This is a genomic window from Paenibacillus sp. 01L418 (genome assembly GCF_056400045.1).
Genome location: NZ_JBFTSN010000015.1, coordinates 1 through 26536, shown reverse-complemented (window position 1 = coordinate 26536; position 26536 = coordinate 1). Strand labels below are relative to the sequence as shown.

Here is a 26536-nt window from a genome sequence, read left to right as displayed (position 1 = left end):
TAGTTGCGGTTAGTTGTAAAAAAAACCTCCACACCACAGCAAAGCGTGGAATGAAGGTTTATTTTTGCTTCAGCATCTAGAGGACGCTGAAGGCTTTTTTGGTTTGCTACATTCTTTTCGTTTCCAAAAAGTCATATTGCGCGGCAATCGTCCAAACCTTCATCAGTGTTTGAATGAGATAATAGCCTTGATGCAGAATGAGTGCAATCAGCCCGGCCCACAGCATGGAGAGACTTGTCACCACAAGCCCAGCAGCCGCTCCAATCCCCCACATGATGAGCGACACAGCTGCATAGGTGAGGAAATTTCGGAGAGCGTGCCATAAGGAACGGAATATGCTTCCTCCTGATGCAGCGCTGAATTGCATGGCTAGAAACAGCAGATGCAGTACTGTGCCCCATAGGAGCCATAGAAGGGCGCTAGGCAGCACCGTTTGCAGCAGCTCTGGAATAGAGCCGCTCTCTAGAAGCGCATCCAGTGAGCGCGGCAGCACATACCAAGCAGGAGCCACAGATAAAATAACCTCGATCCAGTAAAGCAGAACTACAGGCTTCCAAGCTTTGCGAATACCTTCTAGAAATCGTGTCCCTCTATTCGATCTGGACTGATTTAACGAATAGAATAGACCGGCATTGAATAAGGGAGTGATCAGCATTCGGGCAACAAGGAGACCGCCCAGCGTCCAGACGTAAGGATTAATGAGATCGGTCTTGAACAGCTGGAATTGTGCTTCGGTCATGAATAGCTGAACGGCTGCTTCTGAAGGAGCGGAGCTTGGATATCGACGCAGCAGCGGAGCTACGACCGAATCAATGAAGCGGTAAAGGAAGAACCCCCAGATCAGCTGATAAAGAAATAATAAAACAACAATGTAAAAATGTTTTACCGCTAACCGCCAGCCTTGCTTCAAATGTATTTTCATCGTTTATCGCTCCTTGAACGCAATTACTTACCAGCTCAGCGACCCGAGCAGTCCTTCAATTAGTTGGACAACGCCGAGGCTCCATCTTGTGCGTTTATCCTCTGGCAGCTGAGCCTGCATGTAGTTGTTAATGAGCTTATTATCAAGCACATTGCTGTTGTTTGGGTCAACGACTGCCCATTCAAGCGGAGCGGAATGCAGCTGTTTATATTGCATATGGGATTCCTGAGTATCCCAAAGCTTTGTTATTTTGGTGCCGTCAGTAAACTTCATCAACACTTTAATCTCTCCATTGCTGCCGCCGTTTTTCTTAACGAGTACAACAGATTCATACATCTCAGCACCATCTTGGGTGACTGGGCGTACATGAATCGATTCGATCGAAAAGTCGGCCATTTTGTTGCCGTAGACATATTGGCTGAAATAATCATTCCATTTCGTTTTTGTTACCTGTTCGACAACACGCTGGAAGTCTGCTGTCGATGGATGCTTGAACTTATACTTTTGGAAATAGGTTCGCAATATTTTTTGCATCGTTCTGGAGCCGACCTGATTCTCGATACCAATGAGCACCAGCTTTGCCCTCAGATATACATTCTCGGCATATTGCGAGTGGCTGGCGTATGACCAAGATTGCTGCTTGAGCGGTGCAGGGTTGGTCATATAGCTCGCTTCCATGCGCAAATTCGGCTCCAAGCCATATGCCGTCTCCATTACTTTATCCTCGGCATAGGACGTAAACCCCTCGTCCAGCCATGCCTCCTCGAATTCATTAGAGGCGACCATTCCGTACCAATATTGATGGCCAATCTCATGAACGACCGTACGTTCAAGATCGTAGCCTGGGTTATCATTTTCTGCAGCGAAAGCGGTAATGAGTGTTGGATACTCCATGCCGCCAGCTCCGTTCGCTCCTTTGGGCGGAACGACGATCGACAGCGTACTGTAAGGATATTCACCATACCACTTGGCGTAGCTTGAGAGTGCGGACTTGGCTGCATGCATGTAGCGATCCTTAAGGTCAGCATGCGCAGGATCAAGATACAGCTTAATGCGTACACCGGGAATGCCGGTATCTGAATAAGCAGTCTCTTCATAAACGAAGTCCGGTGAGGCCGACCAAGCAAAATCATGAATATCATCAGCATAAAACTGGTAAATCTTTGTTGCTTCCTTGATCTCGATAGGCTTTGTTTGGAAGCCCGTTGCAGCGACGGTGTAGTTCTCAGGCACATTAATCCGAACGCTGTATATGCCGAAGTCGCTGTAGAACTCAGAATTGCCATGATACTGATGGACATTCCAGCCCTCAGCTGTACGTCCGCGCATGCCGGCTGTCTCATATACAGCGAGCTTTGGAAACCACTGCCCAGCCATCACGAAGTTGCCGGAATAGCCCATTCTTGCGAATACCTCTGGGAGCTTCACCTCGTAGCTCATTCGCAGCGTTACGGAGGTGCCGGGAGCGATAGGCTCCGGCAAGCGGATTTTGGCCAAAGTAAAATCATTGGCATTGCCATCGTCAGGTTGTACATATTGAAGACGTGGCAGAAGGCTCTCACCGTTCAGCGTTTCTAGCGTAAGCAGGTTCATATAGCCTTGGCTATTGGTTGTTGCTTTGTCCTGGCGCAGCTTGCCGCCGGATTCTTTCATAAACGTGGTTTTGCCCGATTGAAAGGCGTTCGGGTACAGATGGAAATAGAGCTCGGACACTGTTTTTTTGCCAGGGTTAGTCCAAGTTACGGTTTGCTCACCGTTCAGCTGCTTTGCATCATTCGTTAAATGCACGTTGATATGGTACTCAACGACACGTTTGCTCAGCTCTTGCGGTTTAGGTGTGATGACCGTATTCGGCTCCTGCACGGCAGGCGGCTTGACCGACTTTTGAGCAGGCGCTAGTGCTTGCTTGGCGTTAGCGGCGGGGGCGAAAGCATAAGTATATTGGGATTGCCAAGCAGTCCCGAAGTCATGCTGCATCGATATGCCGAGCAGCGCGACTGCGAGTATTACGAGTAAAATTCGTTTGAAATAGCGTGGAGTCATTGAACGTTTCCCTCCCGTTGACAAGCATCTACAGCATGTATATGTTTGCTTTTCGATGATTATTAGCTAAAATGGAATTATTGTATCGGGGAAGGTGTGAATACGCATGACGGAAGAACAAGGACAACCGGCGGAGCCGGTTAAGAAAGAAAAGAAATCACTGTCGCTCAACGTAGTGAGCAGCAAACAACATAAAGGTTTTGGGGCAGGAACGATCGATTTGAGCGCGGTATCCTGTGTTATTATTGATGATGGCGTTGCTTATATTGATGTTGGCGCTATGCATGCAAAGAGTAAAGTAGAGCGTGGCATTAAGTTTACGCCTAACAAAGAGGATACTCCGAACGGTCGTCAATGCTGGATCGTATGGGTAGCGGTTGACCGCAATGAAGAAGGCTCCTATTACGCGGGCGCTACGGCATGCGAGATGCTGATTGATTCCGAGGCGCGTCGCGGGTGGAAGCTTCTCCCGGATCACGTGAACAAGCTGGATCAATCACTCAAACGCCGCTATAACTTGTCCGAGCTTGGCGATGTCGATAAATCGGCGCTTCGCAAGCTGCTTGTGGAGCATAATCTTGAGTGGTGGGATCGCTCCCCAGATGAGCTTAAGCAAGCTTTGAACGTATAACAGCTGGCGTTATTAGCAGCAGATTGAGTTTATTGTGAATTATGGATGAGAACCTCATCGTTCGTAGGCTAGTCCTATCGAATGATGAGGTTTTCCGCGTTGATAGAGGCTGTTAAAGCATTTAAAAAATTTTTTTGGCAGCAAGTGCAGGGTATGCGGGACAAGCTGGCGTCTATTAGATTGGGAAGGAGGGGAGCGACATTCAAGACGAGGATTGGATCAGAGAGGTACAGAAGGGCGGGCCCGAGCATTTTGGTCCTTTTGTACAGGCATATGGTCCTTATATATATAGAACAGTCTTCGCAGTGCTTCGTTCACCGCATGATGCGGAGGATATTACACAGGAAGTGCTGCTGCAAATTTATCGCTCCCTTCCGGATTGTCGATTGGATGGGCTCAAAACATGGATTACCCGTATTGCCGTCAATCGAGCGATCGATTTCAAACGCAGCCGTGCACGAAAGCCAGAGGAGCTAATGGATAGCGAAGCGATGTCTGAAAAAGTACATGAAGAACTTGTGTCTGCTCCTGCTGCAGAAACATTAGCCATCGAACAGGCGGATAGGCAGCAGATACGAGAGCGAGTTGATGAAATGCCGGAAAACTATCGTGAAGTCATAACCGCTTATTATATGGAAGACAAGTCATATGAACAAATCGCAGCCGAAACTGGACTAGAACGCAAAAGCGTAGAGTCCAGGCTGTACCGTGCAAGAGGCTGGATGAAGCGCCATTTTCGGAAGGAGGACTTCGAATGATGATTGAGCATATCTCTTCTGATCAAATGTCCCGTTACGTAAACGACAGACTGGTTGAGGCTGAGCGTATACCGGTTGAGCAGCATTTGGCTGCTTGCGACTTCTGTTTGCAGCTGTTCGTCATTGCGATTGAAACAGCTGAGGGCGAGATGCAGCGGGCAGATTCTGATTTAACCACGCCGATGCCTAACATGGAGCAAATAGAAAAGCGTGTCGTGGAGCAATTGATGATGGAGCAGGAACATGATCATAGAGAAGTCGGGCCACATGTTGTGACGAGTACTATACAAGAGAAGCCTCGCCGTCTGCGGACATGGCTTCAGCATCCGGTAACGCATTACACCATAGCTGCTTCGATTACGCTGCTGCTGCTTGCCAGCGGGACTTTTGCCTCCTTCTCACAGAAGCTGGCTCAGCTTGATATGAATGAGAATAAACAGCAGGATATAAGGCCGAATCCACCAGCGGCGGCAGGTGGACATTCCGAATCTTGGTCAGACAGAATGGTTGATCAAACCGGATCGTGGCTCGATGGCTTAAAAGCTTCTCGATTTAGATAAATGAAAAAAAGAAGACAGAAGGGAATGAATAAATGATGAATAAAAGCCCGTTAGCGGCGTTCTTTCTTTCTTTTTTACCTGGCGTAGGACATGCCTATGCAGGTCGCCCAGTACGTGCGGTTTTGTACGGGGGAGCTTTCTTTGGTTCGATAGGATTGTGTATGCTATTTGGATTAATGGGCGGGTATATGGAGGATACAGTTTATATCTTTTTGTTTTTTATAGCGGCGATGGCGGGAATCATCAATATGATTGATATGGTCATCTTCCTGCTGCTAGGCAAGGGATTGCCGTCAGGCGGGGCAAACCAGCATCCATTCGCGCATCCTGCTGATCATTTCTCGCCAGGCTTTGTTCCTTTGGAGCAAGAGCGCCAGCGCGAGAAGTCGCGGACGATCATGTTCTCTCTGATTCCGGGTCTAGGGCATATGAATATGGGGCTTATGCAGCGGGGTATTACCTTCCTCATTTCCTTCATTGGCTGGTTTGCGATTATCGTCTTCTTAGGCACGATAACGCACAGGGCAGAGCTGCTCGTGTTTCTTTTGGCGCTTCCTGTTATTTGGATATACAGCATGTTTGACGCAATTAGCCAGCTGCATGCCAAGCAGCGCGGGGAGCATGTGGCGGACCGTGCTATATTTGAGGACGTGGAATCGTATATCGCCTCTGGGCGTAAAAGCAAAGTGCTGGCTATCGCATTAGCTATTTTTCCAGGTGCAGGACATCTGTATCTAGGTTTGCAAAAACGCGGCCTGCAGCTAATGGGTGGTTTTCTTCTCGCCGTCTATATTATGGACAATTTGCGCTTGTCGCTGTTTTTTTTCCTGCTTCCGCTGTTCTGGTGCTTTGCTTTCTTCGATGCGCTGCAGCAGACGTCTCGTTATGAGCGTCAGGAGCTTACCGATGAACCGGTATTGACGCAGCTTGTCCCTTATCAGCGCTGGTTTGGTTTTGGGCTGCTGGGATTCGGCGTTTATTACTTGCTCGATCGTGTAGCTGTAGAGGTTACTTCTCATTTCTCAAGGGAGCTTTATTCCCAATACATGCAAATTAAATATATGATACCAACGGCGGTTGTCGCATTTATTATGATTATTGTAGGCATGCGTCTAGCTTTCGGAAGCAAGGCATCTCCGGTAATGAGCAAAGGTAAACCGCCAGAGCTTCATAAGCCGATGCCAAGAAAGTACGAGGAGGATTCGCATTGAACACCAACACGGTAAATATGGCTGAACCGTCTGTCAATCAACCATCAGGCGTTCGCACTTGGCGCGTCGGCTCATTATCGATGGGCGTGACACTGATTCTCGTGGGGACAGCGTTAGCTGTCTCTCTATGGCAGGACATGGAGGCTTACGAGGTGCTCGTGTGGGTCGCGCCCGTCGTTTTCATTATGCTCGGAGCGGAGCTGCTGCTTTACTTGAAGTTTTCTAGCAGTGCGCGTACTATCGTTCGTTATGACTGGATGAGTGTCTTTTTTGTAGGAATGGTTGGAACAGCCAGTCTCGGGCTTGCACTGCTCATGTCAACGGGCTTGTTCGATGAGCTGCAGCGAGGGCTACAGATGACGCAGCGATCGGCATTCGTGGAAACGAAGAAAATAGGGGTGCCTGCTGATATTAAGAAGATTGTTGTGCACACCTTGGATGGCGTGACGCTTGAGCTTACGGAAACACGTGAGCTTAAGCTGTTTGGCCAAATTCGTTATTGGTCATCCGAGAAGTATGAGCGATTGGACAATAAAATGCTGAAAACCGATGTTGTTGGCTCAACGATGTATGTCATGATTGGTTCCGTCGATCACCGGGACGGCGGCCTCATCTCAGACACGGTCAGCCCGGAGCTGACATTAATTGTACCGAAGGATGTAGAGGTTGTGGAACAGGGGCGTTAGTAGCGGAATTGGAAAAGCAGCTTGAAGCGGGATGTTCTCGCTTCAAGCTGCTTTTTTTTAGAGAGGGGATATGAGGAGATCTCGTTCATTGCTGTACTTCGATGGGCAACTTACTCAACACCTCTTGAAGAGGAGCTAGGACACGATAAGAGCCGCGAAGAGGTATATAACCTAACTTGCGATTAATGCTGAGAATAGGTGCATTTGTTGAGTCATTATCTGTACGGATGTATGCGGCTTGATGCTGCTGAGCAAGCTCAATTGCTTTGAGCTTTAAAGCAAAAGCAATCTTCCTGCCGCGATAAGCTCTGCTTACGCCGGTATATTCATGATACATCCCGTTTGTTTGTGGATTAAGCAGGACATTAGTAACCCCTACGAAGCGGTCGCCGTCAGCAGCGATAATCACTTGCTCAGGCGCATAGCCGTCTACTTTCAAATACCATTTGCGCCATTCGACGAAATCAGGGACTTCACCAAGATAACCGGGAATGTCTACCAGTGTTTCTTTATAGATCTCATACAGCTTCTGTTCGCTTTCTTCACCGGGTTCATCGGCAAGCGTTAGGAAGCGTAGCGCCCCAAGGTCTGGCATGCTTGGAAATTGCGGTTGTTGCGCTCCATCATGTTCACCAAGTGTAAGGACGGACTGGAAGGCATGGCGTTCAATTACAAAAGCATGTCGCTTTGCAAACTGAATCGCATCCTCATTATCGTCCCATACTTCAGTAATGAGCGTAGAAGCGCCGATTTTCAAAGCCCATTTTCCAATGTGAGCTAACAGCAATTGGCCGATTCCCTGCTTGCGATAAGACTCTGATACGACAAGCGTATTGCATAAGTAGCCAGGCTCTGTCCAAGGCGCCCGCCACGTCCAGGCGTAGCCGACAATATCGCCTTGCTCATTTACTGCAACCTGCCGCTCGCGATCGTATCCGGCAAGCAGTCCGTTCTCATCCATCCATGTATGTCCAATCTCATAAAGCTTCTTATCTGCATCATGCAGGTTCTCAGCAGTCGTCGGTTCTGACCACACTTGATTAAGCAATTGTGCAAGCTGCTCGTAGTCCTCTGGCAGCTGCAAGGGGCGTAGTGTAATGGACATGGCGTCCCACCTCATCTTTCGTTTCGGTATTCATATAAGATGATTATGGCACGGATGAAGCAGCCCTAGATAGGGAGAGTTTGACTATAAACATTAAATAACAAACGAAAAAAAGCTGCGCCAAAGTCAGAGAGACTTTAGCACAGCTTTATATTTATTCATATTGCCGATTATGAAGCGACGGCAACGGCATTGTAAGTCATAATCCATACAGAACCTGCGACGATCGTCAGCAAAATAACGAGGCCGAATATAAGCGCCATCAGGTTGAAGCGAGGTTTCTCCTCATCCCGTATGTGCATAAAGAAGATAAGCTGAACAGCAAATTGCAGAACTGCCGTCACAAGGATGAGCAGCGTTGCAGCTTTTTTGCTGAGCAGGTCATTCATTACTACGACAAGCGGAATGATTGTCAGAATGATGGAGAATAGGAAGCCGATCACATAAGACTTCATCGATCCGCCGTGGGACCCGTGTGCGTCCTGCGAATGTGTGTTATGGTTTTCCATCCTACATCACCCCCATCAAATAAACGATTGAGAATACGAAAATCCATACGACGTCCAGGAAATGCCAGTACAAGCTGATGATGCCGACTTTGCGCTTCGTAACGGGTGTAATGCCGCGGCGTCTAATCTGAAGAATTAGTGCAATCATCCAGACTAAGCCAAGCGAAACGTGAAGTCCGTGTGTGCCGACGAGAACGAAGAAGGCTGACCAGTAAGCACTTGTTCCGATATTAGCGCCTTCGTGCACCAAATGCATGAACTCATTTACTTCAAGATAGATAAATGAAGCGCCGAGAACTGCTGTAATAGCGAGCCAAAGAATAAGGCCGCGCTTGTTGCCTTTGTTCATTTCAAGAACGGCTATACCGCTTGTAAAGCTGCTTGTCAGTAGAATGAAGGTCGAAATGATAATACCGTTCATCTCAAGCAATTCGGCACCTGTCGGTCCGCCGTCAGTGTTGAGACGGAGGACGACATAGGTTGCAAATAACGTACCGAACAAAATAACGTCGGTTATAAGAAACAGCCAGAAGCCGAACATTTTCATCGATTCTTGATCGTGATGATCGTCATGGTGACCGCCGCCGTGTCCAGCGCCGTGTCCGCCATGCGCTCCTGCTGGAGTGGAAACTGCATGTGCCATTATTTTGTCCCCCTTAACGCTGCTTCCGTGCGTTCAATCTCATCCACCGGAATGTAATAATCGGTATCGTAAGAGAACGAACGAACAAGCATACATACGGCTACGCCGACTAGACCTGGTATGGCCATCCATAGCCAATCCCATACGAAGCCGAAGCCTGCAATAAACCAGCAGATCGACATAATGAATGGAATACCTGAATTTTTCGGCATATGAATCGGTTCAAGCGGCGCAAGTGGTTTAGCAGGCTGACCATTCGCAATGCGCTGCTTTTCTTCCCACCACTCGTCTTGGCTAGTAACCTGTGGCAAGCGAGCAAAGTTATATAGCGGCGCAGGTGATGGTATCGACCATTCGAGTGTACGGCCATCCCATGCATCGCCATCCTTTTCTTTCTTGAAAAACTTGATGCTGTGAGCGATTTGCCATACTTGGAAAATAAACGCGATACCCATCAAGAATGCTCCAACAGTAGAGACGACGTTCAAAGGCTGCCAGCCCATATCGAAGTCATATTCGTTGAAACGACGCGTCATACCCATTAAGCCAAGTGCGTATTGCGGCATGAAACAAACATACAAGCCGATGTTCCAGAACCAGAATGCCCATTTGCCAAGACCTTCATGCAAACGGAAGCCGAACATTTTTGGCCACCAGTAGTAAAGGCCTGCGAAGTAACCGAACACAACGCCGCCGATAAGCACCTGATGGAAATGCGCGATCAGGAAGTAACTGTTATGGAACTGGAAGTCAGCAGGTGCGACAGACAAGAGCACCCCGGTCATCCCACCGACAACGAAGCAGGGAATAAATGCTACCGTCCACATCATCGGAGTCGTAAACCTAATTCGGCCTCGATACATCGTAAACAGCCAGTTGAATATTTTAACCCCGGTCGGTATTGCGATAATCATCGTTGTCAAAGCGAAGAAAGCATTGACGTTGGCGCCTGAACCCATTGTGAAGAAGTGATGCGCCCATGTAAAGAAGGAGAAGAAGCTGATCGACATAAGCGCGAATACCATTGACTTATAACCGAACAATTTTTTCTTCGAGAAAGCCGAAACGATTTCAGAGAAAATACCAAAAGCCGGCAAGATAACAATATATACCTCAGGATGTCCCCACATCCAGATGAGGTTGATATACATCATCGGGTTGCCCCCGCCGTCGAGCGTAAAGAAGTGAGCGCCTAGATAACGGTCGATGAACAATAGGAACAAGGTAACAGTCAAAATTGGGAATGCGAAAATAATAGTTACACATGACGACAAAACAGACCATACGAACATCGGCATTTGCATGAGCTTCATGCCTGGTGCGCGCATTTTTAGAATCGTAACGATAAAGTTAATACCTGTAGCCAATGAACCGATACCTGAGATTTGAATACCCCATATATAGAAGTCCTGTCCGAGTCCCGGACTTCCTGACAGCTCAGAGAGCGGCGGATAAGCGAGCCATCCTGCATCAGGTGAACCGCCGATAATGAAGGATACGTTAAACAGCATGGCACCGAAGAAGAACATCCAGAAGCTAAGGGAGTTCAAAAACGGGAATGCAACGTCGCGGGCACCAATTTGCAGTGGAACGACGATATTGAATAAACCGAACATAAGCGGCATCGCCATGAACAAGATCATGATTACGCCGTGCGTCGTAAAGATTTGGTTATAGTGATCCGGCTGCAAAAACTCCACTTCAGGCGCTGCGAGCTGAACACGCATGAGCAGCGCATCAACGCCGCCGCGGAACAACATAAGAATAGATGCAATGATATACATAATACCGATCTTCTTATGATCGACGCTGGTCAGCCATTCCGTCCAAAGCCAGCGCCATTTTTTGAAAAAGGTAAGCGTGAATATAATCGCCACAACCGACAGGCCGATGGATACTTGAGCCCCTAAAATAAGCGGATCGCCTGTGACGAAAAATTCGGACGCGAAATCTTTAATTTTGTCTAACATGAGGGGTCCTCCTAAAAGTTTGTGGCACAAACTCGCCTCTTAAGCATTTGCTTGAAAGCGGGTTAATGACCCGCATGAATATGAGCATTTAAATCTGGTTTGCTTTTCGTTTCTTTTTGCGTCGCAGACGTATCCGCTGTAATGGATTCTTTATCCGTTTCTGCGGCGGGCTCTGTTGCGCCTCCACCATGATGCTGGTGAGCGCTGCCGTCGCCTTTTACATATTGCGTTACAATTTTATTGAACAATCCTTCAGGGAAGCTGGAGAACAACTGCACATTAGAAGGACCTGGTTCAGTAAGCTTCTCGAACCCTTCCATTGTCAGTTCAGGCGACGATGCTTTAACCTCGCCTACCCAAGCTTTATAGTCCTCTTCGGACGTAGCATCCACCTTGAATGTCATTTTGGCAAAATCTTTTCCTGTGAAGTTAGCACCGGAGCCATAATAGCTGCCTTGCTCATCAGCCTGTAGGAATAAGGTCATCGCCATCCCTGACATGGAATAAATTTGTCCGCCGAGTTGTGGCACCCAGAAGGAGTTCATCGCCGTATCCGATGTTAACTGGAATCTAATCGGCGTATCTTCAGGAATCTTCAAATAGTTGACGGTCGCAATATCCTCTTCTGGATATTTAAACAACCATTTCCAATCAAGTGAAGTAACCTGAATCGTAATTGGCGCCTTAGCCGACTCAATCGGTTTGGAAGGCTCGAGCGCATACGTGTATTTGACGGTGACTATAGCAAGAACAAGGATCGCTACAATCGGAATGCTCCACCAGGTAATCTCTAGCTTCGTGCTGTGCTCCCAGTTAGGCTTATAGGAAGCTTTACTGCCGGGCTTATCACGGTACCGCCAGACGATAACAGCTGTCAGGATAAGTACGGGCACGATAATAACCGCACACAGAATGGTTGAAAAATAAATCAAATCTTTCTGAGACTCGCCGATTGGCCCTTTCGGATCGAGCACGATGAATTGCTCGCCGCAGCCGGAAAGCATAACGGCCATTAGCATAATCAGTGCGGGTGTCAGCATACGAAGAAACGGTCTCATCATCAGTTCAACTCCTCAAAATTACTGCTTACGACTACAATAGCAGATCCACAAGGTAATAACTGCGGGGTTAACAATTACGTCAATAATTCGTCTTTATTCTGTAATAGAAAGTTCACGGCTTAGACAACTGTTAGATTTAGGAGCGTTCAGACAGTGAATTGTTCTTACATATAGTAACTTTACCCAAATAAAATTGTTTTGTCCCAGTAAAAGCAAATAGACAGTCGCATCTGGTCATTGACCGAATGTGACTGTCTATTGGTTAAGAGTGATGAAGTTAATTTTAATTATTGAGGATCGTTAAAATCCTTTGACGACTGCTCTTGGTTAAGGCGTGCATGAACAAGTCCGATCGCTGTGCCAATAACATAAATATGAACGCTGYCGATTAGGAATCCGATGCCGACCATAAGTCCAACATTTTTATCGCTGAAATGGCTTAAGTTAATGAGGCTTAATAAAACGCCAATAGATAAAACGATCCAAGAGATGGCAGTCATTGCCTTTACGAGGCGCTTGACATCTGATTTAGAAGGCTGAATGTTGCTGATTGTTGCGGTTTTTGTTGTCATATTTAACACTCCCGATCAATTGTAAGTGTTTTCTTATCCATACTATACCACAACTTTGTGGTTTTGTTCAAAGAAAATTCACTTTTTGATCATAAGTTGGACAAAAATGCGCAAAGATCACGGTTGGTTCAATATTGGAAGGAACAAAAGCCCTCCTCATTAAAGGAAGGCTGCTGTTTGTTTAGTCTGTCCACCAGCGTTTCAAGTCATTCCACCAAGAGCGTCGTCCTGCTGTACCAGATCCATTTTGAGTGGCGTCACTGTCGTTATTTCCTGCACCCGCAGGCTCGCCGCATACATCAGTCGGCTCCGTTCCGCTGATGAAGGTTTCTAATCGTCTGTGCGGACAGCTGCTTTCTGCAAGCTTGCCGCTTGTCGGATCGATATACACGTTCACGATGCCTTCCGGAATCGGGAAAATCTTCGGCGGTATAGCAGACAGCGCTTGCTCAGTAAATTTGGCGAAAACCGGAGCAGCGCGGTAAGCCTCGGCAACGGTTAATTTGCGATCCTTATCGTAACCTACCCACACTGCTGTCGCTAGTTCAGGCGTATACCCGACAAGCCATGCATCTGTTGGGGTCGTACCCGTCTTGCCTGCTATCGGCCGCTTAATAATAGAAGATACGCGGAAAGCTGTTCCGCCTTCTTCAAATACACTCTCCATTAAACTGGTCATAACATAGGCTTCGGCTGGGGTGATGGCTTGCACTGATTTTTGTTTTGCTTCATATAATACCTGTCCCTTTCGGTCCTCAATGCGGAGAATCGCAATCGGCTCCATGTGAATGCCGCCGTTTGCGAAAGTACCAAATGCAGAAGCCATTTCGAATGGGCTAACTGGAAAGGTGCCAAGCGCAAGTGAAGGGACCGGCTTCATCGGACTTTCAATTCCCAGCTTCTTTGCCGTTTCAATAACTTTATCAGCGCCGACGGTCATGATGGTGTTAACCGCATAAATATTATCCGAGCTGGCCAGCGCCTGTCTCATATCAATCAGCTCATTCAAATACTTGTCACCGTAGTTGCGTGGTTCATACGTCTTCCGTCCCTCATCATAAGTGAATACAGTTGGTTCACTCTTATAACGGGTAACAGGCGACATAAAACCGCTTTGCAAGGCGGTTAAATATAAGAAAGGCTTAAAGGAGGAGCCGGGTTGGCGCGTCTTTGCAAACACTCGATTATATTGGTTGTTTTTATAATTTCTTCCGCCAACCATCGCTTTGATATATCCGGTGCGAGGATCTATTGCAATGAGCGCCGCTTGCTGCTCGGAGTTTTCGGGAAAGCCCTTTGCAATGACCTCTTCAGCCGTTGCTTGCGCGGACGGATCAAGCGTTGTATAGATGGTAATTCCGCCCTCATTCAGCAAATGTTCATTAATACCCAGCTTGTCGACAGCAATATACCTGATGTAATCGCGAAAATAAGGCGCAAACCCTTCCTGGTCGCCAGAGCCAAGTGTCTGGAAGCTCAGCATTTCCTTATAGGCGGCATCAGCCTGCTCGGATGTAATTGAGCCGCCTTCAAGCATCGCCTGCAAAATAGTAAGCTGGCGGTCCTTTGCATTCTTCATGTTAAGGTACGGCGAATAATACTTAGGACCCTTCGGAATGCCGGCAAGCATCGCGCTTTCTGCAAGCGTGAGCTCGGAAGCGTGTTTATTGAAGTACATCATCGCCGCTGCTTCAATACCATAGGAGCCGTGGCCATAATAAATTTGATTCAAATACATGCCCAGAATTTCGTCTTTGGAGTAATTCATTTCAAGCTGAACCGTGTACATCGCTTCCTTCAGCTTGCGCTGCCAGGTTCGCTCATGCGTCAAATATAGATTACGTGCGAGCTGCTGAGTAAGCGTGCTTGCGCCTTGGCGTGCCGAGAAGCTTTGGACGTTAACCATAACGGCTCGCGCCATTCCCTTCATATCGAAGCCGCGATGATCATAGAAGCGGCGATCCTCAATAGCTAAGGTTGCTTCAATTACATAATGCGAAATGTCGGATAACTGTACAGAACGGCGGTTCTCTCCTGCATGAAACGTATCGATGACATTGCCATGCAAATCAAGCATTTGAGATGTTTGGCTAATTGCGGTGACTGGCAGCGATTGCGTACGTAAAAAGATAAGTGTACCGGCCAAGATGAGTATGAAAAGGGTGAATGCGGCAGCTGCCCATCTCAACCATTTCTTCATTTTCAGAAATTGGGGAAGGAACCTCTCGGTTATAAATGGAAAAGCAGGCCTGCGGCGCAGCTTACCCTGCTGGTTGGAATTTTTTTTCATGGAGCAGGCTCCCTTCAATGCAAAACTTCACTTTTCCTTAGTATGGAAAAACGAAGAACACCCTATTCACGAAGAGGAGCGTAATCGTAAATAATTGTAGAAGAGGATTAAATAGTATTCATTATATAGATTGATATTCGGACTTTATTCAGTAGCGTGGTATAAGAATTAGCAGCCTGCAATACAAGAATAATCGGCTAGAAATTAGGATGTTGACGATAAGGAAAACGCATGATAATCTCTGATTAAAGGTTTAAYCACGAATGACAAGTGTTATTTGGTTAAACGTTTAATTGGTTATCATAATCGTAAAATAAGGCATGGTATTATGCAAAGATCCGTGAACCTTCCTTACTATGCTGCTAATGGATCAAAAAATGTTCTATTGAAAGGTGGTGTTGCCTGACATAGTGGATATCGATTTATGAATGCGTTTACATTAGAATCGCACTTATTCAAATCAACGCAGGTAAATGAGCTTCTATTATATGAAAAGGATCGTGATGATTAATGACGATTAGTCTTAAGAAACGTCTATCCGTACTCATTATTATGAGTATGGTGCTCACATTCTTCGCGCAGGCACAAACCAGCTATGCAGCTTCTTACGAGGCGGAGTCGGCTTCACTCTCAGGGGGAGCCGTATATGCGAATGATCATACGGGTTATTCCGGGTCTGGCTTCGTTGGCGGTTTTACAGATGGCAATAAGGGAAATGCAGCTGCTCAGTTTACGGTAAGCGCGGCAGCAGCTGGGGTTCATAACGTAACCGTGCGGTATGCGAATGGGAATGGCAGTGCGAAGACGTTGAGCCTATACGTAAATGGCGTCAAAATGAAGCAAACGACGCTGAATGCAACCGCGAATTGGGACAGCTGGACGACCAGCACGGAAGCATTGACGCTCGCAGCAGGCAGCAATACGATCCGCTACAAATTCGACGCGACAGACACAGGAAACGTAAACTTAGACAAAATTGATGTTGAAGCAGCGCCAGCTGCGCCAAACACCCTTGAAGCAGAAGCGGCGACTCTTACGGGAGGAACAACTATAGCTAACGATCATACGGGCTATACGGGAACCGGATTTGTCGGCGGCTTCACAGATGGCAACAAAGGAAGCGCGGCATTACAATTTGCAGTTACGCCAGCCGCAGCCGGAAGCCGTGAGCTGACGTTCCGATATGCAAATGGAACAGGCAGCGATAAAACATTAAGCCTTTATCTGAATGGAACGAAGCTTCGTCAGGTTACGCTTCCAGCTACATCGAATTGGGACACATGGGGCACCAAGCTGGAAGTTGTTACTCTGAATGCAGGCAGCAATGCCGTTCGGCTTCAATTTGATACGACGGATTCTGGAAATATCAATTTGGATAACCTCGTTGTAGGTGCTCTTACAACAACGCCGACACCAACCCCTACAGCAGCTCCAACACCAACCGTGACACCAACGCCTACGCCTACTGTAACACCAACACCAACGCCGGGCACGGGATTTGTGTATCAAGCGGAGGATCAATTTTTCTCAGGTGGAGTAACCAAAGCATCGACCTATTTGCAGAACTTTACAAGCGTCGGTGCGAGAGCTATTTTCACCGTTAACCGGACTGCGGAGGGGAACTCGGCCGTTGAGCTTCGCTACGCAAATGGAACAGGGACGAGCAAGACGATAAATATTTACGTGAATGGCGTGTTTGTTAAAACAACAACGCTCTCAGCAACTGGAGGAGCAACCACTTGGGGCAGTCAAAGCGAGACGCTGAGCCTCCGCAAAGGTTTAAATACGATTACGTATCAATATGACAGCGGAAATAGCGGCGGAATAGCGATCGATTACATTTCCGCAGCAGGTGGAATCGGCTTGGCGGCGCGGGGAGCAACCGTACCTTATCAAGAGCTGGAAGCGGAGAGCGGCACGACGAACGCTCAGGTGCTTACAGCAAACCGCACTTATTTGACTATTGAATCAGAATCGTCGGGAAGACGCGCTGTAAAGCTGACATCTACTGGGCATTATGTGCAGTGGACAGCGCCACAAGCTGCTAACTCTGTTGTCGTCAGGTACAGTATGCCTGATTCGGCAGGGGGCGGCGGTACGAATGGAACACTTAGCCTTTATGTGAACGGAACTAAAACACAGACACTTAGCCTAACGTCACGTTATGCATGGACGTATGGCGCTTATCCATACAACGACAATGCTGCGAATGGCGAAGGGCATCGTTTCTATGATGAGAGCCGCTTCCTTGTCGGAAACATTCCTGCGGGGGCTACGGTGAAGCTGCAGAAGGATTCTGGCGATACAGCTTCTTACTATACGATTGATCTTATTAACTTGGAACAAGTAGATGCCGCCTACACAATGCCTGCTAATTTCGTGAGCATTACCTCCTTCGGAGCTGTAGCGAGCGATGCAGGTGATGATACGCAAGCGATTCGCGACGCTATTGCTAATGCGAAGTCGACAGGCAAAGCAGGCGTGTGGATTCCATCAGGCACCTTCCGAATGAATGACCGAGTGAATGTGAACGGTATCCATATTCGCGGCGCTGGCATGTGGTACTCTAATTTGCAAGGCACTAACGGGAAAGGCGGCTTTTATGGCGTAGGCGGTAATGTAACGATTACCGATCTTGCGATTACGGGAGATTCGCTGTATCGGAACGACGGTGCGGACCACGCTGCTTTCGAAGGAAACTTTGGAACAGGCTCGCTTATTCAAAATGTATGGATCGAGCATACGAAGGTGGGCTTCTGGCTGCAGTCTGGAACGGACGGTTTATATGTAGTCGGAGGTAAGATTCGCAATACATGGGCGGATGGTGTAAACCTTCACGGCGGTGTCAAAAATACAACGATCAGCCATTTCAGTGTACGCAATACAGGGGACGACGCCTTCGCGATGTGGTCGGACGGCTCACCGAATGAGAACAGCATGTTCCGCTATAATATCGCCCAGGTTCCTGTTCTTGCAAATACTTACGCCCTTTACGGCGGCAAGGACAACAAGATATGGGATAACATCGGTGCAGACACGGTGACGGCTTCTGCAGGCATCGTGGTCAGCACAAGGTTCAATGCCGTTGCGTTTAGCGGCACGACTGAAGTGAAACGAAATACGTTGAACCGTACAGGCGGCTGGGAGCGCAACTGGAACACGAGCTTCGGCGGTTTATGGATCTATGCAGAAAATCAGAGCATTTCGGCTCCAATCGTTGTCGATAATGTTCAAATTAATGACAGCACCTATGAAGCTGTGAAATTCAGCTACAATCAATCGATAACAAACGTGAGCTTTAATCAAGTGAATATCAGCGGCGCCGGCACCTATGGGATTTTGTTCGATTCCGTTACAGGATCAGGGACGTTTAGCAATGTAATGGTCACAGGGGCTGCATCGGGAGGCCTATCGAATCCGAATAATCAGTTTGTAATAACTAGAGGTGCAGGCAACAGCGGCTGGTAGTATGAAATATAGGGGAAGCAGGCTGGCTCGCTTGAGCCGGTTTGCTTCTTCTTTTTTTATATTTTCGGAGTACAAATTTTAGTGCCTCCACAAATAAGCTATACTATGATAAAACGTTTAACTCAAGGAGCCGGATGGGCTTTGAGACGAAAGAGAGCGATAAGAGGATGAAAAATGAAGTAAGCATCGTAGACGTTGCCAAGGTGGCTGGTGTATCGATTGCGACGGTATCTAATGTTATTAACGGCAAGGGAAGGGTATCGGGCACAACGAAAGAAAATATCGAGCGGGTAATTATCGAGCTTGGCTACACGCCAAATCTGCCTGCTAGAAATCTAAAGACTCGGCGTACGCATCTTGTTGGACTCGTCGTACCGATGATGCAGCCTGGGAGGCTGCAGGACAACCCATTTTATTGGGACCTGCTTACAGGTGTAGAAGAAGGGGCACGTGATCGCCAATTTCATATTATTTTATCGGGTATTGATGAGAGCACAGAAACATTCACATTCGCCAAGGAGCGTCGATTGGATGGGTTAATCGTGATGGGGACGAATGAGGGCTCGCAGGCAGTTGATCGCATTGTAAACTTAGGCATGCCTGCCGTCTTTATTGATAGCTACTTGAAGCGGGAGGATCTATATCAAGTTAATTTAGAGGACAGAAAAGGAAGCTATCGCGCGATTCGTTATTTAATCGACCAAGGACATCGACGAATTGCACTTTTAATTGGAGATATTCCGCTTGAGCGCATCACATATTACGGTGTTTTGCATGAGCGATGGTTAGGCTATAAGGATGCGCTGGCAGAAGCGGGTATTCCATACGATCAAGCCTTAATGATCAGGCTCCCGACATCGCTTGATGGTGGCTATCGCGCTGCGGATCAGCTCATCAAGCTTGCGGACGTGACGGCGATCTTCTCGTTTTCGGATGTAAGTGCGATGGGTTTGCTTAAACGGCTGCGAGAACTAGGCAAAAAGGTGCCGGAGGACTATTCGGTAATCGGCTTTGACAATTTGTCCATCTCTAGCTTTACTTCGCCTGCGCTAACGACCGTCTCTCAAAATATTTTGGAGAAAGGGCAGGAAGCGATCCGCATGCTGCTCGATCAGATTGATGGCAACCCTGTTCAGGAGAGGTGCAAGGCTTTGCCGGTAGAGCTGATCATTCGTGAAACGACAGGCTGCGTGAAGCTGGCAAATGGTTGAGAAGGACATTATACAAAAGAACAGGTATGACCTTTTCAAGATGAATAAAGGCTGTCCCATGTTATGTGGGACAGCCTTTGTTGTGAAACAGCATCTACATATCGTACGGAAAATCAGGATATTATACTTAATAAAATCTTTGAAAAACGTTAATGCACGGATTGTCTAGAGTACTTGTAGTGATTTAATAATTTTACTATAATACAGGTTGAACGATTGAAGGAAAGAAGGGATTTAACACCATGGAATTGTGGTATACGGAAAAACAAACAGATAGCTTCGGCATAACGGCGAAGATCACTAAGACTTACGTTAATGAACAAACAGATTTTCAACAGCTTGATATGATCGAAACGGAAGAGTTTGGAACGATGCTTGTTCTCGACGGTATGGTTATGACCACGGTTAAGGATGAGTTCGTTTACCACGAAATGGTTGCGCATCCTGTACTTTTCACGCATCCGAATCCGGAGTACGTGCTCGTTGTTGGCGGCGGAGACGGCGGCGTTATTCGTGAAGTAATGAAACATCCGAAGGTGAAGAAGGCAGTTCTTGTCGACATCGACGGTAAAGTAATCGAGTACTCCAAAAAATACTTGCCATCCATCGCTGGCGAGCTCGACAACCCGCGTGTTGAAGTGCTTGTAAACGACGGCTTTATGCATATTCATGATCATAAAAACACCTATGACGTTATTATGGTTGATTCCACTGAACCGGTTGGCCCTGCGGCAAACCTATTTACGAAGGGCTTCTACCAAGGCATCTACGAAGCATTGAAAGAAGACGGTATCTTCGTTGCTCAAACGGACAACCCTTGGTTTAAAGCGGACCTGATCCAAAGCGTAAACAAAGACGTGAAGGAAGTATTCCCGATCGTTCGTGTATATGGCGCCAACATTCCTACTTACCCAAGCGGTCTGTGGACGTTCACAATGGGCAGCAAAAAACACGATCCTCTTGCTGTTGATGAGACAGCAATTCCAGAAATTGATACAAAATATTACACGCCTCGTCTTCACAAAGCAGCATTCGTGCTTCCTAAATTTGTTGAAGATCTTGTGAAGTAACAAGCGGCTACGCTTCAGGAAAGAGAGGGACATACCTCATGAAATTAGATCAAAAATATTCAGGCAATGTCTTCATTTTGAGCTCTGACAACTACGAAGCTTCCAAAGCGGTTATCTACGGCATGCCGATGGATTTCACGGTTAGCTTCCGTCCAGGCTCCCGTTTCGGCCCTCCTCGCATTCGCGAAGTGTCGATTGGACTTGAAGAATACAGCCCTTACCTAGATCGCAGCCTCGAGGACATTGAATATTTCGATGCTGGTGATTTGCTGCTTCCTTTCGGAAACGCAGCGCGCAGTCTGGAAATCATCGGCGAATTCGTTCGTGGTGTGCTAGACGACGGTAAAATTCCTGTTGGTCTCGGCGGCGAACATCTTGTTTCTTGGCCGATCTTCCAAGAGGTGTACAAAAAGTACCCTGATCTTGCGATCATTCACTTCGACGCTCACGCTGATTTGCGCGAGTCGTATGAAGGCGAGCCATTGTCTCACTCTACGCCGCTGCGCAAAGCAGCTGGTCTTATGGGTGGACAGAACATTTACCAGTTCGGTATTCGTTCAGGATCGCGCGAAGAGTGGCAATATGCACGCGAGAACATCAACTTCCATCCGTTCGAGGTTTTGGAGCCGCTTAAGAAGGTGCTTCCTGAGCTCGAAGGACGTCCGGTTTATTTAACGATCGACATCGATGTGCTTGATCCATCTGCAGCACCAGGTACTGGTACAGCGGAAGCGGGCGGCATTACGTCGAAGGAGCTTATTGAATCCGTTCATGCTATTGCACGTTCCGGCGTGAACATTGTGGGCTTCGATCTCGTTGAGGTTGCACCAGCTTATGATCCGACGGAGCAAACGCAAATTGTTGCGGCGAAGGTTATTCGCGAGATGCTTCTAGGCTTTTTGAAATAGTCATTAAATAGAGTGAAGGCTTCACTGCCAGCGGTCATTTATCCGCGTGGCGTGAAGCCTTTTTTTTATTGTAAAAGGGTACTTTAGATTAACAAAATAAATAAATGACAATTCAGAATATTTAAATTAATATATTGTAGGAAAACATTATTTCATCTTGTGCTTGCAGCAGAGCATCTTATTAATAGAAAGAGAATGAAGGAGGCGTTTTTGTTGGTTAACAAATCGGTGTGGAAGGGTGCTTTAGCTGCTGCTATTACCGTTAGTCTAGGGGCTATGCCGTTCACGGCAATGGCTGATGCGGGTGCAGGGAATACAGTGCAACTGCGAATTATGGAAACGTCGGACCTGCACGTGAACATGATGAACTATGACTATTTTGCGGACAAGCCTACTGATGAATATGGGTTCGCGAAGACGGCAACGCTCATCAAGAAAGCGCGGGAGGAAGCTCCGAACAGTCTATTATTTGATAATGGCGATTTGATTCAAGGAAATCCCCTAGGTGATTATGTCGCTACGGTTGATAAGCTGAAGCAGGGCGAGACGCATCCGGTGTACAAAGCTATGAATTTGCTTAACTACGATGCAGGCAACTTAGGCAATCATGAATTCAATTATGGCTTATCGTTTCTGGACACCTCGCTCGCGGGCGCAGACTTTCCTTATGTAAATGCAAACATTTATAAAGTAGATGGAGACAAGGATGAGACGAATGATGTTAATTTGTTTAAGCCTTATCTCATTATTGATAAAGAGGTAACAGACAGCAAGGGCGCGAAGCATAAGCTGAAAGTAGGCGTGATTGGATTTGTGCCTCCGCAAATTACAACATGGGACAAAGCTCATCTAGAAGGCAAGGTTATCGTTAAGGATGTTGTCAAAACGGCAGAAAAGTTTGTACCGGAAATGAAAGCGAAGGGAGCGGATATCATTGTTGCGATTCCGCACTCGGGCTTTGAAGATATCCCGCAATCAGAGCTCATGGAAAATTCGGTGCTTTATTTAAGCAAAGTTGYTGGCATTAATGCGATTTTGTTCGGACATGCGCATAAAGTATTCCCTGACAAATCGTTTGAAGGAAAAACGGGTGTCGATCTCGCCAAAGGAACGATTAACGGAGTGCCTGCGGTTGAACCGGGCTTCTGGGGAAATAATCTTGGGATTATTGATTTAACACTGGAGAACAAGGATGGGAAATGGGCCGTTGTCGATTCCAAGAGCACGGTTAAGCCTATCTTTGATGCGGTAAATAAGGTACCTCTTGTAGAAGCTGACAAAGCTGTTGTCGATGCGGTGAAAGAGGATCATGAGCATACGCTGGCGTATGTGCGAGGGCCTGTCGGCAAGACGACAGCGTCAATCAACAGCTGGTTTGCTCTTGTTCAAGATGATCCATCCATTCAAATCGTTACGAATGCACAAAAATGGTATGTAGAGAAGCAGCTGCAGGGAACGGAATATGAAGGGCTTCCTGTTCTTTCGGCAGGAGCACCGTTTAAGGCTGGCGGCCGCCAAGGACCGAACTATTATACCAATATTCAGGCGGGCGATATTGCAATCAAGAATGTTGCCGATTTGTATTTGTACTCGAATACTGTGAATGCTGTACTCGTCACAGGAGCGGAGATTAAAGAATGGCTCGAGTGGTCAGCTGGTCAATTCAAGCAGATCGATGCAGCGAGCACAGAGAAGCAAGAGCTGATCAATTATGATTTTCCAACGTACAACTTCGATGTCATTGACGGTGTGACCTATCAGATCGATGTTGCACAACCGACGAAGTATGAAGCTGGCGGCGCGCTCAAGAACGAAAGCGCAAAGCGGATCGTTAATTTGCAGTTTGAAGGAAAACCAATTAAGGCGGATCAGAAGTTCGTTGTTGCAACGAACAACTACCGTGCATCTTCCAGCAAATTCGCTAACCCGGACGGCAAACGTATTATCCTTGCTTCCCCGGATGAGAACCGCCAGGTTGTCATTGACTACATTCGCTCCTTCAAGACGATTGATCCGGCAGCGGATGGCAACTGGTCGCTAGCGACAATTAATGACACCGTGAACGTGACAATCAAGACATCACCGGAAGCAAAGAGTGCAGCGGAAGCGAATAAGTTGACTTCCTACACGGGTGATACAGCTGATGGCTATGCAGAGTTTAAGCTTAATCTAAGTGCGAAGTCAGTAGTGTTGCCGGTAGAACCAACAAAACCGACAACACCAACAACACCGACGAAGCCGACAGAGCCAGCTAAACCTGAGAAGCCAACGACTTCTGTTCCAACGACTCCTCAAGCTTCGGTTTATACGGTTAAAGCAGGGGACACTCTCTATGCAATAGCTTTGGAGCACGGAACGACGTGGCAGAAATTAGCCAGCTACAATAAGCTAAAGAACCCGAATAGAATCTATCCGGGTCAAAGCATAAAGATTCCGGCCAAATAATCGATTCGCATTGATAAAAAGACGTTTTCCGCGTAATCTTAGCGGGAAGCGTCTTTTTCTAATACAAACAGAAAAAGCGATCGTATGATCGAGGCTAGAATGGGCTTATAATAAGACGTTATTGCTGATTTTAAAAATAGATTAGGGGGCTATACGACATGCGCATTTATTCGTTTCCGCCTGTTATCGATGAGCGATCACGCGTGCTGATTCTTGGGACAGCACCAAGCGTAAAATCGCTTGAGCATAAGCAATTTTATGGACACCCGCAAAACTTTATGTGGAAAATTATATATCGTTTATTTAATGAGTCAGACCCAGACCCTGTATATGACAACCGTCTCACATTCTTAAAGGAGCATCGCTTAGCGTTATGGGATGTTATCGAATCTTGCGAGCGCGAAGGCAGCTTGGATGTGAACATACGTGGAATCGTACCGCAGAAGCTGCCGGAGCTTGTAGCCAAATATCCAGAGCTGCGCTGCTTTGCATTTAACGGAAGCAAGGCATACGATACCTTTCAGAAATTTTATAAAGGGCATGAAAGCTTTCGAAGCATCACGTTACTCAAGCTGCCTTCCTCCAGTCCGATTCCAACTCCGCGTATGCGAACGCTCGAGGATCGTGTGGAGGCATGGCGTGATATCGTACCGTTTGCAACAAGTTAACCGGGCTCTAGCGTTGAAATTCGGAGCCTACCTGTATATAGTAGTTACATAAGATTAGACTGATAACAGGAGCAAGATGATGGCAGACAGCAGGAAAGTGCGAATTACATTGGAGAGTGTGCAGGATGGAAGCTCGCATACTCATGCTTACAAAGGGGATTGGTTCCGCAAGGAGAAATCCATATTTATCCGCTACATTGAGCCGGCAGTGGAAGGCGATACAGAAGCTGGTGAAATACGGACGCTTATTCGATTCCGGCCGGAAGAAATGTCAGTTGTGCGGCGCGGCGCTATAGAATCGGAGCAGCTTTTTGTTCCTGAACATAGGAGAGCTGGCAGCTATCAATCACAAATGACATCTTTATCGCTTGAAGCAGAAACGCTGCGGCTGCGGCTTCATGCGCCGGGTGAAGATGGTGTAATGAAAGCGATGGACACATTGCCCGATCAGCTGCCTTTTACACTTGAATGGGAGTATGAATTGTACGTTGGTGATCAAATGTCGGGTCGGTTTCATATCCGGCTCCATATACAGGAGGAACAAAATTAATGAATGCAAATGTATTAGAGAAGATGTATGAACWAGTCAAAGCAGCGATCGCTGATGCAGCGGTAGCGGCTGGTTTGGCAGCGCGGGAAGAGCTTCCAGCGTTTGTGCTCGAAGTTCCTAAGGATAAATCGCACGGTGATTTGGCAACAAATGCAGCGATGCAGCTGACGAAGCTGGCGAAGAAAAATCCTCGTCAAATCGCTGAGGCGATTATTGCGCATTTGGATACGAAGCAAGCTTCTATTCAAGCAGCGGAAATTGCAGGCCCGGGCTTTATTAACTTCCGTATGGATAACAGCTATCTCTATCCGGTTGTGGCTGCAGCGCTTGAAGCGGGAGAAAACTACGGACGTACTTCGGATGGTTCCGGCAAAAGTGTACAGGTAGAATTCGTGAGCGCGAATCCTACGGGCAGCCTGCATCTTGGACATGCTCGCGGTGCCGCAGTTGGCGATGCATTGTGCAATGTACTTGATTATGCGGGATATGATGTTACGCGCGAATATTATATTAATGATGCGGGCAAGCAGGTGGAGAACCTAGCTGTATCCATCGAAGCTCGTTACCGTCAAGCGCTTGGTCAAGCAGCGGAAATGCCGGAGGATGGTTATTATGGCGAGGACATTATTGGTTTTGCAAAACTTCTTGTCGAGCAAGAAGGCGATAAGCTGCTGGAATTGCCTGATCAAGAACGTTTTACGTTTTTCCGCCAGTTTGGCCTTGAGCGGGAGCTTGATAAAATTAAACGCGATCTCGGAAGATTCCGCGTCGGTTTTGACGTTTGGTACAGTGAAACAGCATTATACGAGAGCGGACAAGTGGAGCAAGGTCTTGCAACGCTGAAGGCGACAGGGCATGTCTATGAAGAAGAAGGAGCGACATGGCTGTCTACCATGACTTTTGGTGACGACAAAAACCGCGTGCTCGTGAAAAATGACGGCTCATATACCTATTTGACACCGGATATCGCCTATCATATGGATAAATACGGACGCGGCTTCGATCAGATGATCAACATTTGGGGTGCCGATCACCATGGCTACATTCCGCGTGTGAAAGCAGCGATGGAGGCACTAGGCAACGATCCGAAGAAACTGACCGTGTTAATTGCACAGATGGTCAGCTTGTTCCAGAACGGCGAGAAAATGAAAATGTCGAAGCGTACGGGCAAAGCAGTTACTATGCAGGATCTGATGGATGAAGTGGGCATCGATGCGATTCGTTACTTCTTCTCCATGCGGAGCATGGATTGATT

The 26536-nt window shown here is 47.3% G+C and carries 21 protein-coding genes and 1 pseudogene; 13 read left to right on the top strand and 9 right to left on the bottom strand.

Translation table 11 applies throughout. The annotated features are described in order from the left end of the window. Positions 1 to 106 precede the first annotated feature (106 nt). Both AC1DSE_RS03915 and AC1DSE_RS03910 read right to left on the bottom strand, forming a co-directional pair. Complete coding sequence (locus tag AC1DSE_RS03915; protein WP_477512189.1) at positions 107 to 922, bottom strand: hypothetical protein; 816 nt, start codon at positions 920 to 922, stop codon at positions 107 to 109. A gap of 27 nt (positions 923 to 949) precedes the next feature. Further along, a complete protein-coding gene (locus tag AC1DSE_RS03910; protein ID WP_441884806.1) occupies positions 950 to 2965 on the bottom strand; it encodes a M1 family metallopeptidase in 2016 nt (671 codons plus the stop codon). A gap of 106 nt (positions 2966 to 3071) precedes the next feature. Here AC1DSE_RS03910 and AC1DSE_RS03905 point away from each other — a divergent pair, with 106 nt between their 5' ends. From AC1DSE_RS03905 to AC1DSE_RS03885, 5 genes are all read left to right on the top strand, one after another. Further along, positions 3072 to 3596 carry a YwhD family protein gene (locus AC1DSE_RS03905; protein ID WP_430053929.1) on the top strand — a complete coding sequence of 175 codons (525 nt, stop codon included), beginning with the start codon at positions 3072 to 3074 and terminating at the stop codon, positions 3594 to 3596. A gap of 305 nt (positions 3597 to 3901) precedes the next feature. Then, on the top strand, positions 3902 to 4354 hold the full coding sequence (locus AC1DSE_RS03900; RefSeq protein ID WP_339205969.1) for a sigma-70 family RNA polymerase sigma factor: 453 nt from the start codon (positions 3902 to 3904) through the stop codon (positions 4352 to 4354). Next, on the top strand, positions 4351 to 4914 hold the full coding sequence (locus AC1DSE_RS03895) for a hypothetical protein (RefSeq protein WP_477512190.1): 564 nt from the start codon (positions 4351 to 4353) through the stop codon (positions 4912 to 4914). Before AC1DSE_RS03900 ends, AC1DSE_RS03895 begins: the two co-directional genes overlap by 4 nt. 32 nt (positions 4915 to 4946) lie before the next feature. Next, positions 4947 to 6125 (top strand): hypothetical protein, encoded by a 1179-nt coding sequence (locus AC1DSE_RS03890; protein WP_477527421.1) that lies wholly within the window; start codon positions 4947 to 4949, stop codon positions 6123 to 6125. After that, on the top strand, positions 6122 to 6811 hold the full coding sequence (locus AC1DSE_RS03885; RefSeq protein ID WP_477512192.1) for a hypothetical protein: 690 nt from the start codon (positions 6122 to 6124) through the stop codon (positions 6809 to 6811). The genes AC1DSE_RS03890 and AC1DSE_RS03885 overlap by 4 nt, the downstream gene beginning before the upstream one ends. Positions 6812 to 6896: 85 nt before the next feature. Here the strand turns inward: AC1DSE_RS03885 and AC1DSE_RS03880 are convergent, their stop codons facing one another. The 7 genes from AC1DSE_RS03880 to AC1DSE_RS03850 all read right to left on the bottom strand — a co-directional run bounded on the left by AC1DSE_RS03880 (position 6897) and on the right by AC1DSE_RS03850 (position 14961). Next, positions 6897 to 7916: a GNAT family N-acetyltransferase gene (locus AC1DSE_RS03880; RefSeq protein WP_477512193.1), complete on the bottom strand. Its 1020-nt coding sequence runs from the start codon at positions 7914 to 7916 to the stop codon at positions 6897 to 6899. A 170-nt stretch (positions 7917 to 8086) separates the two neighbouring features. Beyond that, positions 8087 to 8425, bottom strand: a complete 339-nt coding sequence (gene cyoD / locus AC1DSE_RS03875) for a cytochrome o ubiquinol oxidase subunit IV (protein WP_076271578.1) — start codon at positions 8423 to 8425, stop codon at positions 8087 to 8089. Between the two features lies 1 nt (position 8426). Further along, positions 8427 to 9068, bottom strand: a complete 642-nt coding sequence (gene cyoC / locus AC1DSE_RS03870; protein ID WP_076271579.1) for a cytochrome o ubiquinol oxidase subunit III — start codon at positions 9066 to 9068, stop codon at positions 8427 to 8429. Further along, a complete protein-coding gene (locus AC1DSE_RS03865; protein ID WP_477527420.1) occupies positions 9068 to 11038 on the bottom strand; it encodes a cbb3-type cytochrome c oxidase subunit I in 1971 nt (656 codons plus the stop codon). Before AC1DSE_RS03865 ends, cyoC begins: the two co-directional genes overlap by 1 nt. Positions 11039 to 11100: 62 nt before the next feature. Continuing rightward, positions 11101 to 12099: a ubiquinol oxidase subunit II gene (gene cyoA / locus AC1DSE_RS03860; protein ID WP_441884792.1), complete on the bottom strand. Its 999-nt coding sequence runs from the start codon at positions 12097 to 12099 to the stop codon at positions 11101 to 11103. Positions 12100 to 12386: 287 nt separating this feature from the next. Further along, positions 12387 to 12671 carry a hypothetical protein gene (locus AC1DSE_RS03855; protein WP_477527419.1) on the bottom strand — a complete coding sequence of 95 codons (285 nt, stop codon included), beginning with the start codon at positions 12669 to 12671 and terminating at the stop codon, positions 12387 to 12389. Positions 12672 to 12852: 181 nt separating this feature from the next. Further along, on the bottom strand, positions 12853 to 14961 hold the full coding sequence (locus tag AC1DSE_RS03850; protein ID WP_477527418.1) for a transglycosylase domain-containing protein: 2109 nt from the start codon (positions 14959 to 14961) through the stop codon (positions 12853 to 12855). Positions 14962 to 15471: 510 nt separating this feature from the next. On the opposite strand from AC1DSE_RS03850, the gene AC1DSE_RS03845 reads away from it, so the two are divergent. The 8 genes and pseudogenes from AC1DSE_RS03845 to argS form a co-directional block, all read left to right on the top strand. Further along, complete coding sequence (locus tag AC1DSE_RS03845) at positions 15472 to 18429, top strand: carbohydrate-binding protein (RefSeq protein WP_477527417.1); 2958 nt, start codon at positions 15472 to 15474, stop codon at positions 18427 to 18429. A 134-nt stretch (positions 18430 to 18563) separates the two neighbouring features. Next, positions 18564 to 19640, top strand: a complete 1077-nt coding sequence (locus AC1DSE_RS03840; RefSeq protein WP_477527416.1) for a LacI family DNA-binding transcriptional regulator — start codon at positions 18564 to 18566, stop codon at positions 19638 to 19640. Positions 19641 to 19882: 242 nt separating this feature from the next. Continuing rightward, positions 19883 to 20710 carry a polyamine aminopropyltransferase gene (gene speE, locus AC1DSE_RS03835; RefSeq protein ID WP_054025894.1) on the top strand — a complete coding sequence of 276 codons (828 nt, stop codon included), beginning with the start codon at positions 19883 to 19885 and terminating at the stop codon, positions 20708 to 20710. Positions 20711 to 20748: 38 nt separating this feature from the next. Next, positions 20749 to 21618, top strand: coding sequence for an agmatinase (speB, locus tag AC1DSE_RS03830; protein WP_076271583.1), 870 nt, complete (start codon positions 20749 to 20751; stop codon positions 21616 to 21618). A 195-nt stretch (positions 21619 to 21813) separates the two neighbouring features. Then, positions 21814 to 24063 (top strand): bifunctional 2',3'-cyclic-nucleotide 2'-phosphodiesterase/3'-nucleotidase, encoded by a 2250-nt coding sequence (locus tag AC1DSE_RS03825; RefSeq protein WP_477527415.1) that lies wholly within the window; start codon positions 21814 to 21816, stop codon positions 24061 to 24063. A gap of 158 nt (positions 24064 to 24221) precedes the next feature. Next, complete coding sequence (locus tag AC1DSE_RS03820) at positions 24222 to 24731, top strand: DNA-deoxyinosine glycosylase (RefSeq protein WP_477512200.1); 510 nt, start codon at positions 24222 to 24224, stop codon at positions 24729 to 24731. Positions 24732 to 24810: 79 nt separating this feature from the next. Then, a complete protein-coding gene (locus tag AC1DSE_RS03815) occupies positions 24811 to 25281 on the top strand; it encodes a YwiB family protein (protein ID WP_477512201.1) in 471 nt (156 codons plus the stop codon). Further along, positions 25281 to 26531 (top strand): annotated as a pseudogene (argS, locus tag AC1DSE_RS03810) (arginine--tRNA ligase); the annotation flags it as partial. The gene AC1DSE_RS03815 and the pseudogene argS, both read left to right, overlap by 1 nt. Positions 26532 to 26536 lie beyond the last annotated feature (5 nt).

Bases quoted from the DNA above. Each gene is read 5' to 3' on its own strand.
- AC1DSE_RS03915 (WP_477512189.1), bottom strand. From the start codon at position 922: ATGAAAATACATTTGAAGCAAGGCTGGCGGTTAGCGGTAAAACATTTT.
- AC1DSE_RS03910 (WP_441884806.1), bottom strand. From the start codon at position 2,965: ATGACTCCACGCTATTTCAAACGAATTTTACTCGTAATACTCGCAGTC.
- AC1DSE_RS03905 (WP_430053929.1), top strand. From the start codon at position 3,072: ATGACGGAAGAACAAGGACAACCGGCGGAGCCGGTTAAGAAAGAAAAG.
- AC1DSE_RS03895 (WP_477512190.1), top strand. From the start codon at position 4,351: ATGATGATTGAGCATATCTCTTCTGATCAAATGTCCCGTTACGTAAAC.
- AC1DSE_RS03890 (WP_477527421.1), top strand. From the start codon at position 4,947: ATGATGAATAAAAGCCCGTTAGCGGCGTTCTTTCTTTCTTTTTTACCT.
- AC1DSE_RS03880 (WP_477512193.1), bottom strand. From the start codon at position 7,916: ATGTCCATTACACTACGCCCCTTGCAGCTGCCAGAGGACTACGAGCAG.
- cyoD (WP_076271578.1), bottom strand. From the start codon at position 8,425: ATGGAAAACCATAACACACATTCGCAGGACGCACACGGGTCCCACGGC.
- cyoC (WP_076271579.1), bottom strand. From the start codon at position 9,068: ATGGCACATGCAGTTTCCACTCCAGCAGGAGCGCATGGCGGACACGGC.
- AC1DSE_RS03865 (WP_477527420.1), bottom strand. From the start codon at position 11,038: ATGTTAGACAAAATTAAAGATTTCGCGTCCGAATTTTTCGTCACAGGC.
- cyoA (WP_441884792.1), bottom strand. From the start codon at position 12,099: ATGATGAGACCGTTTCTTCGTATGCTGACACCCGCACTGATTATGCTA.
- AC1DSE_RS03850 (WP_477527418.1), bottom strand. From the start codon at position 14,961: ATGAAAAAAAATTCCAACCAGCAGGGTAAGCTGCGCCGCAGGCCTGCT.
- AC1DSE_RS03845 (WP_477527417.1), top strand. From the start codon at position 15,472: ATGACGATTAGTCTTAAGAAACGTCTATCCGTACTCATTATTATGAGT.
- AC1DSE_RS03840 (WP_477527416.1), top strand. From the start codon at position 18,564: ATGGGCTTTGAGACGAAAGAGAGCGATAAGAGGATGAAAAATGAAGTA.
- speE (WP_054025894.1), top strand. From the start codon at position 19,883: ATGGAATTGTGGTATACGGAAAAACAAACAGATAGCTTCGGCATAACG.
- speB (WP_076271583.1), top strand. From the start codon at position 20,749: ATGAAATTAGATCAAAAATATTCAGGCAATGTCTTCATTTTGAGCTCT.
- AC1DSE_RS03820 (WP_477512200.1), top strand. From the start codon at position 24,222: ATGCGCATTTATTCGTTTCCGCCTGTTATCGATGAGCGATCACGCGTG.
- AC1DSE_RS03815 (WP_477512201.1), top strand. From the start codon at position 24,811: ATGGCAGACAGCAGGAAAGTGCGAATTACATTGGAGAGTGTGCAGGAT.